We start from the raw sequence: 14,801 nt of genomic DNA on the forward strand, positions 1-14,801 counted from the left end.
GAGGAAACAATTAAAATATTATTTGTATATACAAAATACACTAAAGCTAATTATTTGCTTTAGTGTAAAAATAATGTATAAAAGCTAAATATTCGCTTTAATGTTATTCATCTTATATGAACAATTCAAGTTCAAAACGGTCTGGATCAGTTTTTCAGTTAGATTCAAAAGTGGCGTTGACCTTAAACACAATCACGCTCATGACCTTCATGGCGGCGTCTAGTGCCCCTACGCCACTATATCGTCTGTATCAGCAGACATGGCAATTTTCGCCTGTTACCTTAACTTTAATTTTTGCGACCTACGCGTTTACCTTACTTGCTTCTCTACTCATTATTGGTTCTTTATCTGATTATATCGGACGTCGGCCTGTCATTATTTCAGCCATTTTTTTGCAAATTGCTTCAATGAGTTTTTTCCTTTTTGCTTCAGATGTTTCGATGTTATTTATTGCGCGTGGCCTACAAGGTATCGCAACAGGTCTTGCTGTTTCTGCAATTGGAGCCGCAATTTTAGATTTCAGTAAGCATCACGGCTCTCTAATTAATAGTATTGCTCCCATGGTCGGCATGGCAGCAGGTATTTTTATTACATGTTTTATTCTGCAATTTTCAGCTCAACCCTTACATTTGGTTTTTGAACTCTTATGTATGTTGTTTGCAGTTGAACTTATTCTAAGTTTCTTTAACCCTGAGACTGTACGCAAAAGATCGGGCGCTCTTGCTTCTTTAAAACCCAACATGGCTATTCCACATCAAGCAAGAAGTGCTTTATTCAGTATTAGTCCTATTAATATTGCGCTTTGGATGGTCAGTGGTTTTTTCTTATCACTTATGCCCTCTTTACTGGCAAAAATTTTTCAAACATCTTCAGCTTGGCTAAACGGCGTTATGTTTATGGCGCTCGCCCTTTCAGGTGCAGCAGGGATTCTGTTTCTTAGAAAATCTACCAATTTTCGTATTTTGCTCACGGGCACCTTATCCATCATTATTGGTGCAACCGTTTTATTTTTAGCGATTAATTTTACAAGTGCCGTGGTTCTATTTATTGGTTCTATTATTACCGGAGTGGGTTTTGGTACAGCTTTCATGGGAGCAATTCGTACAGTCATGCCTCTAGCTTTACCCGAAGAACGCGCAGGTCTAATGGCTGCTTTTTTTGTAGAGAGTTATTTAGCTTTTAGTATTCCAGCAATTTTAGCAGGCTACTTTGTGGGTAAAATCGGACTTATGAACAGCGCCAACATTTATATGAGTTTAATTATTGGACTTTCACTGATTGCCCTTCTAATGATTTTTAAAAATATTAAAAGCAAATAATGATTAAAAAAAGCCTCCATCGAGGCTTTTTTACTTTACTGATCACACCAAGGTTTTAAAAATCGCTTTACATACTTTTTAAATGGCCAGGTAAATTGTTTTATAAAACTATTTGGAATTTTATAACCCACCGTGCCATACACGCTCGCCAAATGTTTCGGCATATAGACGGTTTTAAAAATGACATCGTATAGAGGAATAAAAGCGGCATAATTTTTATCAATGGCTGGTTTTTCTGAAGAATGATGCCAATGATGAAATTCTGGCGTTGCGATAATCCAGCGTAAATACGGAAAGCGAAAACGCACATTGGAATGAATAAAAATAGCGTGAAATGAAATAAACACTAAATAGGCAAAAACAGCCGAAGTATGAAAACCCAGCAGGAAAATCGGTAAAGTGGCAATGAAGCGAGTCATAAGCACTTCAATGACATGTAACCTTGAAGATGCTAACCAATCCATATATTCAGTCGAGTGATGAATCGCATGAAAGCGCCATAAGAAATTCACTTCATGCATAGCTCGATGTAACCAGTACACCGTAAAATCCACCACAATGAGCAACTCAATAAATTGCAGCCAAATTGGTTGAGCTTGTACATAAGGCACAATTGGATTATCGGGCAAATGTGTAATCCAATATTGAATCGGCATAACCGTTAAAAAGCTGAATAATTGAATACCAATATGGCTGACCATGAAATATTTCATATCGGTCACCCATCCTACTCTTAATATTTTTTGTTCAGGATTTTTAGCAAAAAAACCTTCGAGTGGAATAAAAACAAACGCTAAAATAAATAAAGTCAGTACAAAATAATCGATACCTGCATAAAACGGTACACTTGGTAAAACGGGTGCTTCAATTACACCACAGCCCAAAACCGCTGCTACAAGTGAAAAACATAGTCCGTAAAAGCCATATCGATTTTGACGAATAATTGCACTAAACGCACCAAAGCCAGCGCTAATAATAATGCCTGTGATCAGTCCATAATAAAAAAGATGATAGTGTTTTGCGTAAATAGGACGGAGTTCTGGGGTGGTTAATACACTGGGAAACAAAAAACATAATGCACCAAATAGACAAAGTAAGCTGAGCGACATTGAAATAAAGGCGCTAATTTTCCCTAATCCTGCATTAAGTTCCAAATTCTCAAATTTTGCTCTTAATTGATCGGTCATAATTTATATAAAGTTCTTATTATATATAACGCGAATGCTATCAAAATTTAATAATAAATTGGAAATAACTTTAACTTCTTAAAACAAACCTCTTAATCTGAAAATAAAATTTTAAATAGCTGTAAATTGTTCTTATAAAACTTCAAATATTTGACCTACAGATTGAATCAGCCATTTTCTGGCAATTATATCATCGCTACGATTAAACCAGTTTAAGCTCACTTTAAAAGAATCCATAGCAAAAGGTAATTCAAACATTTGGACATTACCATGTGCTAAATAATGCCGAGCTGCTCGTGACGGTAAGGTCACCAACATATCTGAACTCTGCAAAACACCTTGTAAAACACTAAAATGTGGAACCTCTAAACGAATTCGTCGCTTCAAATCCATTGTTTTTAAATATTGCTCAACTTGGATATGCCCTGTCGATGACTTGATAGCCACATGATCTTCTTGCAAATATTGCTCTAACGTCAGTTGCTGTTGTAGCCTTGGATGGTCAGCTCTAGCAATACATACATATCTTTCTTCAAATAAAGTACGCGTTTCTATTTTAGGCATTATGGTCTGCGTACTATTAAATACGGCTAGATCTAAAAAGCCATCAATAAGCCACTGCTCAACCTTAGATGACTGAATCTCTTCAATCTCAATTTGAATAGAGGGTGCTGTTTTCTGTAAAAAGGCCATAAGACTAGGCAAGAGACAAATCTCCCCTGCGTCGGATAGTCCAATTCGGAAAGTTTTATTTGAGTTTTCAGGATGAAATTCCTGTGCTTGAGCAATTGCTGACTCAATATTAAAAATTGCTTGATGAAAAATTGGATAAAGCTCATGTGCAACTTTTGTCGGCTCGACACCGCCTCGGCTTCGGGTAAACAACTCGTCATTTAACTGACGGCGTAAACGGTTCAAATTATAAGTCACAGAAGGCTGACTTAAATTCAATTTATCAGCAGCTTTACTAATATGCCGAGACTCATAAATACAGACAAAAACTTTAATCAAACCTAAATCCATGGTTCTGATCCTTTAAATACTCTAAACAAAGACTTTAACTTCTTTGTTTAGAGTTTAGTTCCTTTTACAGGAATAAAAATGCTTAATTCTTATGGAGATATACTTGAATTTAGCATTACACGTTTAGTTCGATTGCAAATACTTATGGCAATAATACTTAAGGTTGCCAGTACGCAAGGAATGGATAGTGCGATAAAATTATATTCAATCGGTAGGTGCAAACTTAAAAGCCAGCCGCATAAAATCGGACCTAAAATCGCCCCAATACGGCCTACACCCAAAGCCATACCAATGCCTGTACTGCGAATTGGTGAAGGATAAAACTGAGCCATATAAGCGAGCAATAAAATTTGCCCGCCGATAGACGCCGCTCCTGCAATGGCAATACAGAGATATAAAATAACCATGGGTAAAGCATAGCTCAGTAAGTAAAGTGAAATTGCACCCGCCAAGAAAAGTGAACAAATGACTTTGCCTAAATGAAAACGATCAGCAAAGTATCCTCCACCGATTGCGCCCAACATCCCACCCAAGTTTAGCGCCAATAAAAAGACCAGACTGGTTGATAAATCATATCCCGCCTCGACCATGAGTTTTGGTATCCAGTTACCGAGCGCATACACCATCAGTAAAGCCATAAATACACTCAGCCAGAAAAACACAGTGACTAAAGCACGGTTCTCGGTAAATAGAGCAACCAAAGGTCGAGCCACAGTTTGTTGATTTTCTTGATGTAATATGATGCTCGTATGATCAGCTATGTTTTGTTCTGGTGCTAATTGTTGAAGTAAATCACGCACCTCATTCCATTTTTTTTGGCGAACCAGATAATCAATTGATTCAGGTAAAAATTTCCAAATAATCGGTAATGAAATGAGTGGAATACCCGCCAGAATAAACATGATTTGCCAACCAAATTTAGGAACCAACCACATGCCTAAAAGTGCTGAACTCATCCCGCCAATCGCATAGCCGCTAAACATCAGCGATACCAAAGTTGATCTTAATTTCTTTGGGGCGAATTCGGTCATTAAAGCAATAACGTTCGGCATTACTCCGCCCAAACCGAGGCCAGCAATAAAACGGTAAATGGCAAACTCTTTGGGGCTGTTGGCAAAACCACATAACACCGTAAAACCACTAAAAATAAGGACACACAGCATAATTAAACGCTTACGGCTAAAGCCATACGACTCTAATTTGTCAGCTAAGCTACCGAAAATCATGGCACCAAACATCATGCCAAATAATGCGACACTGCCCAGCAATCCAGCAGTCATACTATCTAATTGCCAGTGTTGCATAAGCTTGGGTAATGCAACGCCATAAATGACTAAGTCATAGCCATCAAAAATAATAATGAGCGCACTCAGCAAGATCACCCGCCAATGTAATGGTGTTAATCTTGCATCATCAATCAATTGATTTGCATTTAGTTTTTCCATAATTGCTTTCCTTAGCAAATTGTGTGTAAAACAAAAATTTATTTAAATAGTTGCCATTCCTAGCTGATGTAATTGTTGCTGTGCTTCTGCAACATCCTGCTCTAGATCATGTTGCCATAACCAGTCAAAGCGATGCTCAAGATGTTCGCCAATTTCGGCAAACGTTGGGTACTGAGTCGAATAACACTCATAAATTTCGCCAGACTCACGAGAAGTTTGCTGAACACGACAAGCACGTTTTAAACGGAGCTTTTCATATATTGAAGACACATCGGTTAATTGATCTGCTTGTAAGTTTTTTGTCGACAATAAGGCCGCAAGAATTAATGCATCTTCAAGACCTTGGCCTGCTCCAGCACCTTGGTGAGGTAACATGGCATGTGCAGCGTCGCCCATGACAATGACATGACCTGAGGTACTTTGATAAGTCGAAAGTTCTTCAATTTCATGTAAGGCCCAAATGGTAGGCTGTTCAATTAAACCGAGTAATGTTTGGCAGCTTTCACTCCAGTCTGAAAAATCGGAAAGCATTTGGGCTTTATCGACAGGCTTAGTCCACTGTGTATCGGCTGGTAATACCGTATCTTCGCGGTTTGAGCAGAAAGCAACGATATTAATTTGCTCCCCCTTACGAATTGGGAACGTTAAAATATGTTTATCTTTACCCAATAACATTTGGGGAATATCTGCTAAATCTGTATCGCCATTTATTTGCTGCAAAGCTTCTTTAAATGAAGCGTGAGAAATAATGCCACGATATGCCCAAGTTCCTGAAAAACGTGGATGAACTGGTGGTAAATGATGAGAAGCTAAAACATATTGGCGAGCCACAGAGCGGATACCGTCAGCCCCTATCAAATAGTCACATTCATGCTGAGTACCATCATTAAAATACAAAATTACCTGATCGTTTTGTTCTTTAATCGCCTCTAGGCGTTTAGAAAAATGGACATTTTGCGTAGGCATGTGAGGAATAATTGCATCTAGAAAATCAGCACGATGAACAGATGACTGCCCTACACCTGTCGCGATAGATGCAGATAAATATTCATCGGTATAACCATTGCGCCATTGAAACCAAACATCTTGAAATGGTGGCGATACTTTATCTGCAATTGCATGATATTCGTTGGCTAAACCTAACAGTTCAATTGCTTTGACTGCATTGGCACCAAAAGAAATCCCTGCCCCAATTTCAGAAAACTGAGGTGCAGATTCAAACATTTGCACGTCTAAATGGGCGTGTTTACTTAAATTACTTGCTAAAGCCAGACCAGCAATACCACCACCAACCACGGCAATTCGAATATGTGTATTCATGTGTTTGTTCCTTAAACATCATTATCGTTTTCACATATTCATTTTTGAGAAGTTGGCTTATAAAGTCCAATTAGTATTTTTTTTGTTCAGTTATTTAAAAATTAAATAATAGCCATTTGGGCGAGCCTCTATAAAGCTTAAAGGTCGCCCATGCTAATAAATTATTTTTGATAAACTTTATGGTGTGCCTGGCGGGGTTCCAATAGCATGTTTCATTGGAGCTTCATAAGTCGTCTCGGCAACTGGTGAAACGCGCCAAATCGTATTGCCTACATCATCAGCAACTAACACAGCACCTGAGAAATCAATTGCTACACCCACAGGGCGACCATACGCTTTGCCTTTATCACTCAGGAATCCGGTCAAAATATCTTGTGGTGGCCCAGAGGGTTGACCACTTCTAAATGGTACAAAAACGACTTTATAACCACTGTGAGGCTTACGGTTCCAAGAACCATGCTGGCCGATCAATGCGCCTCCTCTAAATTGTGGCATGAGTTCAGCTGTGTAAAATGCAAGACCTAAAGAAGCGGTATGGTTACCAAGTGCATAGTCGGGTTTAATTGCACGAGCAACCATTTCCGGATTTTGTGGTTTTACTCGCACATCTACATGTTGACCATAGTAGCTATAAGGCCATCCATAAAAACCACCGTCTTGGACTGATGTCATATAATCAGGTACTAAGTCACTACCAATTTCATCGCGCTCATTAACTACTGTCCAGAGTTTTCCACTTTGCGGTTGCCAAGCCATACCATTTGGATTACGCAGTCCTGTTGCAAATGGGCGTGACTGACCGCTTGCAATATCAAACTCTGTAATTTGTGCGCGACCTTTTTCTTGATCTAAACCATTTTCAGCAACGTTACTGTTAGAACCAACGGTAATGTAGAGCTTTGTACCTGCCGCGTTAGCAATGACATTCTTGGTCCAATGGTGATTTAAAGGGCCACCCGGTAAGTCCAACACTTTGGTTCCACTGGCCGTAATTTGAGTTTCACCTTCCTGATAAGGAAAACGCACCAGTGCATCTGTATTGGCGATATATAAGTTATTACCGACCAATGCCATACCAAATGGAGAATTTAAGTTTTGAAGAAATACCGTTTTCTGATCGGCAACTCCGTCTCCATTAGTGTCACGAAGTAAGCTAATACGGTTTGCGCTCGGATGAGATGAGCCTGCACGTCTCATCACAAAAGACATTATTTTACCTTTAATGCCTTTGCTGTCTTCGGGTTTAGGCGGAGCATCCGTTTCAGCAACTAATACATCACCATTCGGTAAAACATAAAGCCAACGTGGGTGTTCAAGTCCTTTGGCAAATGCTTTCACCTTTAAACCTTCCGCGGGTTTTGGCATAACCTCACTCGGCCAGCCTTCTGCAAGTGCAATATTAACAGTAGGAAATAAACTTGATTTAGGTTCAGGTAACTTTGGATCTGGACCATAACTCTCAGTAATCGGATATTGCGAGGATGAAGCGCATCCAGCTAATGTAGCTAAAACCGTAGTACCTAAAACTGGCAGAAAAAAACGTTTAGTCATGATTTATCACCATTTATTTTTTGTCGTCATGGAAATAGCGTAATTTATGTCTGCAATTAAACAAGCAACTTTAATAGAGTCTTTTGTTTATCGCTTGCAAAAAAGCTTCTTTATTTTTTGGTGAAATCATAACCGTTGCGATTTTTTCATTTTTCATATAATAAATTTTGAGTCGATCTAATGAGAGTGCTGGAGAGGAAAGTGGATTATGAGTAGGTTCTATTTGGGTAATATCATTAAGATTAATTTTCCATCGGAATACTAAACTCTTAATCACTAGAGTATTGTTTTCTACTACATAATAAGTATTAAAGATTGGAAGCCAAATAATAAAAATGACTAGACTATAAATGATGAGGTGTGGAAAATTTGACGCTAAAGAATAAAGATGATTTGCTTCATAAATTTTTATAACAATATTGGCAGTGATAACAATAAATATGAGTAAAAGCCACCAATCAATTTTTGATCTAAATTTCAAAATTTATCCTCCATTTTTAAATTAGTTCTTAGCAATTTATTCATTCTAATTTATTTAATTTATCTTCTTAAGTTAAAGCAAAACTCACCGCCTCTTTTGCATGAATGGTCGTAGTATCAAATAAAGGAACCGAGAATTTAAGCTCACCAATCAACATACAGATTTCGGTACAACCCAATATAATCCCTTGGGCACCTTCAGCTATGAGTCTTTCTACAATAGCGATGTACTTTTGCTGCGAATCGGGATTAATCACACCTAAACAAAGTTCTTCATAAATGATGCGATGGACGATCTTTCGATCTTCTTCATTGGGAATAATCACATCAATTCCATGATCTCGTAATCGAGCTTTATAAAAATCTTGCTCCATTGTAAAAGCTGTCCCCAACAGTGCAACTTTAGCAATGTTTTGACTCAAAATTTCTTTTGCCGTTGCATCAGCAATGTGTAAGAAAGGAACCGTAATTGAATCTTCTATCTGTGCAGCAACTTTATGCATAGTGTTAGTACATACTAAAATACAATCAGCCCCTGCTCTTTCCAAATTTAATGCTTGCTCGGCTAAATATGCGCCAGCCTCTTGCCATAAACCTTTCGCTTGTAAGGCTGCTATTTCTTCAAAATCGACACTATTGATAATGATCTTAGCTGAGTGCAATTTCCCTAATTTACGATGAACCATTTTATTGATTTGTTGGTAATAAAGCGCTGTAGATTCCCAACTCATTCCGCCTAATAAACCGATTGTTTTCATTATTGAATCCTTCTATTTATGCAAAACTTATCTATATCTCTTATGAGTAAAGCGCAGCTAGAATAAAATTGCTTTCTTTTAATTTCTATCTTATATACCACATAAAATATATTCTTAAACTTTATAGTCGATTAAAAAACAACATGCATATTGATATATTTAATGATAATTATGAATACATAAGCGTTATTGATAATAAAATTAGCCCATCAATTGGGACTATAGCGTAGGGTTTAGAATAGGAAAATCAAGCTCAAAACACACCCCCTCGACGGTTTTATAAACTCGATAGCGGCCATGATGCAGATCCATAATTGAAGCAACAATCGATAAGCCTAATCCACCTGTTTGATTCTCATCACTTCGACTTGAATGGCATTGGTAGAATCTTTCAAAAAGATGCTCAAGTTGATGTTCAGCAATTGAAACACCTCCCGTTACCACAGTCAGGCTGACCCATTGCCTATGTTCAATCATATTATGTTTAGTTGCGATATAAATAGTTCGCTTGTTACCACCGTGAACCAACGCATTTAAAACAAGGTTATAAACGGCTCTTTGAAAAAGCTCAGGATCTGCAAATAACTTTTGAGCTTCTAGATTAAAATTAAAATGACAGTCTTGTTCCTCGGCCTGATATTCAAAAATCTGGCATAGCCCATCTATAACATCTTTGAGGTTTATTTCTTGTTTGTTTACAAGCACCATTTTCTGATCGGCTCTTGCCAAGAAAAGCATGCTATCAATCATGCGTTTTAATCTATGGTAATCGTCTAAATGAGAAACCAGTAAATCTTCATATTGTTCAACTGAACGTTCGCCAGTTAAAGCAATCTCGGTTTGCCCAATCAGATTATTTAAAGGTGTGCGGAACTCATGAGCGATATCTTCAGAAAAACGGTTGAGCTGGGTATAGCCCTTTTCAATACGCTCAAGCATGTGGTTTATATCTTTTGAAAGCAGATCAACTTCTAAAGGTGAATTTGGGAGGTTTAATCGGTTCTGTAGCTGATTTGCATTAATAGAATGAGTTTGCTTGCGAAGCTGTTGTAGCGACCGTAAACCAAAATGACACGCTAAAATACAAAGCACAAAGATTGCAAACACGCCCCCGACCACATACATCAAGAGACTTTCTTGAAAAGGTAAAAGAATATTAATGCGTTCCGACCACTGTTTACCTGCAATGAGCACATAAGGTTCGTTATTAATTTTTATGGATTTCCAAGCAATGCGCGTTGGATATGAGTTGTTAGCTAAATCTTGAAATTGAAGACTGTCGCGCTGTGCAAGTTCAGGCAGTTGAATGTGGAGCGGATTGATATTAATTAAAGTTTTGTCTTTATGAATAAGCAAAAACAAGTTGTCTTGATTGCCAAGCATGTTTTGATACAGCTTAGGCCGCGCAATAATTTGCTCTACATTTTCGCTATCTTGCAGCAAAATTTCCAAACGATTAATTCTGTCTGCTAAAGCTTTATCTTGCTGCTTCAATAAAATTTGATTAATGCCTAAATAGGTCATAAAGCCGACTGAACATAAAATTAAGGCAGAACAAAGCGTGACCAGTAATGTAATACGGACTTCAAGAGAACGTAGAAATTTAAAGTTCATAAGCTAACCGAAATTTTATAGCCCAAGCCACGTATGGTATGAATGAGTTTTAACTCATATCCCTCATCAATTTTGCTTCTTAAACGGCGTACTGCAACGTCAATAAAATTGGTATCGGTGTCAAAGTTAATGTTCCAAACTTCGGAGCCAATTTGTCTGCGTGTCACGATTTGCTCTTTGTTGAGCAACATGTAACGCAACAAATTAAATTCGGTTTTACTCAGCTCAATTACGTTTCCGTTACGCCATACTCTATGACCAACCATATCCATTTTTAAATCACCAATAGATAGCTCATTTTCTTGCAGATATTGCTGTCGTCTTAACAGACTTTTAATACGTGCCAACAGTTCAATATAGGAAAATGGTTTAGCCAAGTAATCGTCTGCTCCCAACTCCAAACCTTTCACTCTATCCATCACCTGATCTTTTGCCGTTAAGAAAATCACCGGAATTTTTGAAAACTGGCGTAGAACTTGTAATACGCTCCAGCCGTCTATGTCCGGCAACATAACATCAAGAATAAGCAAGTCATATTGATCTCTCTTTAGCATTTCCAAACCTTGCAGCCCTAAGTGAACACACTCCGCTTGATATCCAGACTCTTTTAATCCTTTGACCAAATAACTGGCGATCTTGATCTCGTCTTCAATAATAAGGATACGCATTTTGTAGAGACTCATTTGAAAGATGACAACTTTGTAATGTGATTGTCACGCTTGAAGTTAAGCAATTTGTTTAAGATTTTCAAAGCGACATAGAGGCAATCATTATGAAAAAATTGAACTGGCTGATGTTAGCAGCCGTGCTATTCGGTAATAGTACTTTTGCACAGCCCCCTGCTTTGAATCAAGTTTATTCGTTAGATCTAAAAACTGCCCACCTGCTAGCCGACAGTGCGAAAGAGGCATGTGAAAAAATAAATCAAAATATTGCGGTTGTTGTTGTAGATCGCGGTGGTAATCCATTAACTGCCGAACGGCATGAGTTGGTGGGCCCGCATAACTTAATGGCTGCCGAGAAAAAAGCCTATACCGCGTTATCTACCAAAACATCGACCTCCGTTTTAAGCCAAAACAGTAACCAAAACCCCGATGCAAAAAATTTAACCACCGTAGCAAATTTACTTTTGTTAGGTGGCGGCGTACCAGTCCGTTTTGAGAACCAAGTGATCGGTGCGATTGGAGTTGCGGGTGCTGGCGGCGCACAAAATGACAATCAATGCGCAAGCAAAGCCATTGAAACCGTTTTTCATTCATAAGGAGTTCACCATGCCTAAATCATTTATTGCTTTATCTTCGTTATTTATTGCTTCGGCTACATTTGCGCAAACTAATCCGCTAAGTGTGCACGTGTTAAACCTAGAAACGGGTTTACCCTCTTCTCAGGTTGAAGTCGTTTTAGAGAAAAACACCAATAACCAATGGGTTAAACTCAACCAGCAAGTGACAGATTCAAATGGTCGTATTACTGCACTCTATCCAGAAAATAAAAAACTAGAGCAAGGTATTTATAAAGTTACTTTTAAAACTGAAGACTGGTTTAAAAAGAACAAACAACAAACTTTTTTTGCCGAAGTACCTGTAATTTTTAAAGTCGATGGAAGCGTAAATCACTATCACATTCCTTTATTACTTAGCCCTTACGGTTACTCAACCTATCGAGGCAATTAAAATAAAAAACCCCTTTATCTGTTGTACACAAATAAAGGGGGTGGTTAAAAAAGATGCGTTTTACGAACAAACACCATTGCTAATAACCGATTTTTTGTTTGAATCTAGCGCCACAATTGAAGAAGAAACCGTATTAATAATTTGGGTCATCGCTTCACTTGAAGCATTCACAATACCTTCCATCTTTTTAGCTTTTTGATCAATCGGCTGCTTAAAAGCAATTCGACAATTGAGCTGAGATCCTGCATTCGTAATGACTTTTGCATTATTTGACTCTAATTGAGTAGGCGGTATTTGACGCTTCACCACCCAAGAGACCGCAATATTAATATAGCTTTTATCTACAATATCAAAATGAGAAAAGTCTGTAGAAACTCGATATAAAGGTTGGTTGTTTCCAGCAAGACCACTGCTATAACTATCAATTGCCCCTAATTTTTGCTGTAAACCCGCCGACAAGGTATCGCGTAATTGCGTACCCATAGTCGATGTCCAGCGTTCGTTGTTTAACACCGTAGACTTACCACTACTGTCTTGGAGCACCAAAGGCGCACGATCCAATCTGTCTGGAATCCCGACAGGTAATACCTCAATCACCTGCACAGTTGTTTTTGTAGCCGCAGTGATTTTAGGAGACATCGTATAATAGTTTGGCGTTGGTGAACTCGAGCAGGCCGTCATGGTAACTGCCGTTAAAAACAGGCCACTCCCAAGCAGCCATTTGGCTGCTTTAGGATGCTGAAAAGATAGAGTGTTTTTATTTTTCATCATCGGTCTCTGGTGTTTTACCACGAATAATTGATTCAGGGTGTTGTTCAATATAGTCTGCCATTAACTGTAATGAAGCTGCCGCACGTGTCATTTGCTGTAAAGCTTTACGTACGTCTTGTTGTAACGGCGCATCACTCGACAAAATAGACTCAGATGATCTTACAGTTTTACGAACATCGTCCAAGGTTGCTTGTAAACCAGGTGCAACTTTTCCATCTAATTGTTTAACCAGTTTATCGGTAGAGGCAATTGCTGTGTTCATATTGTTGAGCGTTTTACGTACATCTTGCCCAATCTCAACTAACGGGAATTTAGTTAACTTGTCAGCAATCTGAGAAACTTGTGCTTGTAGCCCACTCAGTTCAGTTGGTGTAGTCGGAATCACCACACGGTCATCACTCAAAATTTGTAATGTGGCTGGTTTAGCTTTAGGGAACTTATCTAGAGCAATATAGTTTTGACCCGTGAGTAGGTTGCCTGTTCTCATTTGAGCACGCCATCCATGTTCAACAAAATCTTTGAAGATTTCACTATTCGGATTAAGTGCCAAACCATTTTCAACACGTGACGGATAGATAACCGCCTCAACACGCATACGAATCTGCTTATAGTTGTTATAAAACTCAGCATTAATCGATTTAACATTACCAATTTCAATGCCCATGAAATCAATTGGCGCACCGACTGCTAATCCACGTAATGAATGATCAAAGTACATAATCACACCACGAGGTTGTCCATCTGGTTCTTTTAATGCATCAGATTTTGAGTCCCAAAGATTAAAGCGACTATGATTCGCTGCTGTGGTCGCATGTGAGTTTTCAGGGAACCCAAAAGCGATCCCCCCTGCCACAATACTTGCAAGCGATTGGGTATCTAAATTAAAGCCAGAAGCATTTAAGGTCACATCGATCCCGCTTGCCTGCCAAAAACGTGCATCGGTGGTAACAAACTTATCATATGGTGCACGGATAAAAGTTTGCAGCTCTACGCTTTTACCATCATCGGACAATTTATAGGCCGTAATTTGTCCCACATTAATTCGACGATAATAAATCGGAGAACCTATATCTAAAGACCCCAAATCATCTGCATTTAAGAAAAATATTTTCCCCGGCACATCTGAAGATATAACTGGTGGTATTTCTAACCCAGTAAATTCAAGTTTTTTCTCTTCAGATTTTCCCCCATCCACTTCAATATATGAACCTGACAATAAAGTATCGATGCCCGAAACCCCACTCGTCCCAATACGTGGCCGCACGACCCAAAACCGTGAATCTTTTGCTGCAAAGTTACTTGCGTCTTTACGCAAATCAATTCTGGCAATCACGTGTGAACGGTCTTCTGAAAGATCTATCTGTCGTACTAAACCAATATCCACCTGCTTATAACGGACCGTTGTTTTACCAGCAACCAGTCCCTCAGCCGTCCTAAAAGATACATCAATTGTAGGGCCGTGAGACAAGAGCGCTTTTATCGCTAACGAAAGCGCGATTAAAAGAGCAATCAATGGAATGAGCCAAATTAAAAGAGGCTTCCACCGACTTTTCTTTTCTTGAGGTTCTGGTAAATCATTCATGCTATCCAGTTCAATATCGGTATCACGACGATCTGAGTTACCAGGGGTTATTTCATTTTCAGACATACTCATTGTTCT

General features: G+C 38.6%; 14 protein-coding genes. 3 read left to right on the forward strand and 11 right to left on the reverse strand.

Translation table 11 applies throughout. The annotated features are described in order from the left end of the window. Positions 1 to 116: 116 nt before the first annotated feature. Positions 117 to 1,319 carry an MFS transporter gene (locus KTI79_RS02615; RefSeq protein ID WP_032054187.1) on the forward strand — a complete coding sequence of 401 codons (1,203 nt, stop codon included), beginning with the start codon at positions 117 to 119 and terminating at the stop codon, positions 1,317 to 1,319. A 35-nt stretch (positions 1,320 to 1,354) separates the two neighbouring features. On the opposite strand, the gene KTI79_RS02620 is transcribed toward KTI79_RS02615, so the two are convergent. From KTI79_RS02620 to KTI79_RS02660, 9 genes are all read right to left on the reverse strand, one after another. Continuing rightward, complete coding sequence (locus tag KTI79_RS02620; RefSeq protein WP_032054188.1) at positions 1,355 to 2,506, reverse strand: sterol desaturase family protein; 1,152 nt, start codon at positions 2,504 to 2,506, stop codon at positions 1,355 to 1,357. Positions 2,507 to 2,638: 132 nt separating this feature from the next. Beyond that, positions 2,639 to 3,529, reverse strand: a complete 891-nt coding sequence (locus KTI79_RS02625) for a LysR family transcriptional regulator (RefSeq protein WP_032054190.1) — start codon at positions 3,527 to 3,529, stop codon at positions 2,639 to 2,641. 89 nt (positions 3,530 to 3,618) lie between these two features. Then, complete coding sequence (locus KTI79_RS02630) at positions 3,619 to 4,974, reverse strand: MFS transporter (RefSeq protein ID WP_032054191.1); 1,356 nt, start codon at positions 4,972 to 4,974, stop codon at positions 3,619 to 3,621. 42 nt (positions 4,975 to 5,016) lie between these two features. After that, a complete protein-coding gene (gene salA / locus KTI79_RS02635) occupies positions 5,017 to 6,294 on the reverse strand; it encodes a salicylate 1-monooxygenase (protein ID WP_086376125.1) in 1,278 nt (425 codons plus the stop codon). A gap of 177 nt (positions 6,295 to 6,471) precedes the next feature. Then, the gene (locus KTI79_RS02640) at positions 6,472 to 7,845 is read right to left on the reverse strand and encodes a PQQ-dependent sugar dehydrogenase (protein WP_032054193.1); all 1,374 of its coding nucleotides are present in this window, start codon (positions 7,843 to 7,845) and stop codon (positions 6,472 to 6,474) included. Between the two features lie 70 nt (positions 7,846 to 7,915). Beyond that, positions 7,916 to 8,326: a PH domain-containing protein gene (locus KTI79_RS02645; RefSeq protein WP_032054194.1), complete on the reverse strand. Its 411-nt coding sequence runs from the start codon at positions 8,324 to 8,326 to the stop codon at positions 7,916 to 7,918. Positions 8,327 to 8,393: 67 nt separating this feature from the next. Next, positions 8,394 to 9,083 carry an aspartate/glutamate racemase family protein gene (locus KTI79_RS02650; protein WP_032054195.1) on the reverse strand — a complete coding sequence of 230 codons (690 nt, stop codon included), beginning with the start codon at positions 9,081 to 9,083 and terminating at the stop codon, positions 8,394 to 8,396. A gap of 219 nt (positions 9,084 to 9,302) precedes the next feature. Beyond that, positions 9,303 to 10,697, reverse strand: coding sequence for a heavy metal sensor histidine kinase (locus KTI79_RS02655; RefSeq protein ID WP_032054196.1), 1,395 nt, complete (start codon positions 10,695 to 10,697; stop codon positions 9,303 to 9,305). Continuing rightward, positions 10,694 to 11,365, reverse strand: a complete 672-nt coding sequence (locus KTI79_RS02660; protein ID WP_032054197.1) for a heavy metal response regulator transcription factor — start codon at positions 11,363 to 11,365, stop codon at positions 10,694 to 10,696. The genes KTI79_RS02655 and KTI79_RS02660 overlap by 4 nt, the downstream gene beginning before the upstream one ends. Before the next feature lie 125 nt (positions 11,366 to 11,490). Between KTI79_RS02660 and KTI79_RS02665 the strand changes: the two genes are divergently transcribed. Next, positions 11,491 to 11,958 carry a GlcG/HbpS family heme-binding protein gene (locus KTI79_RS02665; RefSeq protein ID WP_079284231.1) on the forward strand — a complete coding sequence of 156 codons (468 nt, stop codon included), beginning with the start codon at positions 11,491 to 11,493 and terminating at the stop codon, positions 11,956 to 11,958. A gap of 10 nt (positions 11,959 to 11,968) precedes the next feature. After that, the gene (uraH, locus tag KTI79_RS02670) at positions 11,969 to 12,370 is read left to right on the forward strand and encodes a hydroxyisourate hydrolase (RefSeq protein ID WP_032054199.1); all 402 of its coding nucleotides are present in this window, start codon (positions 11,969 to 11,971) and stop codon (positions 12,368 to 12,370) included. Positions 12,371 to 12,430: 60 nt separating this feature from the next. On the opposite strand, the gene KTI79_RS02675 is transcribed toward uraH, so the two are convergent. Then, positions 12,431 to 13,138, reverse strand: coding sequence for a membrane integrity-associated transporter subunit PqiC (locus KTI79_RS02675; protein ID WP_032054200.1), 708 nt, complete (start codon positions 13,136 to 13,138; stop codon positions 12,431 to 12,433). Continuing rightward, entirely contained in the window at positions 13,128 to 14,795 is a 1,668-nt protein-coding gene (locus KTI79_RS02680) for an intermembrane transport protein PqiB (protein WP_081039089.1), read from the reverse strand. The genes KTI79_RS02675 and KTI79_RS02680 overlap by 11 nt, the downstream gene beginning before the upstream one ends. Positions 14,796 to 14,801: the final 6 nt, after the last annotated feature.

Origin of the sequence: Acinetobacter sp. WU_MDCI_Abxd143, assembly GCF_025514195.1 — a bacterium.
Classification (GTDB): Bacteria; Pseudomonadota; Gammaproteobacteria; order Pseudomonadales; family Moraxellaceae; genus Acinetobacter; species Acinetobacter pittii_H.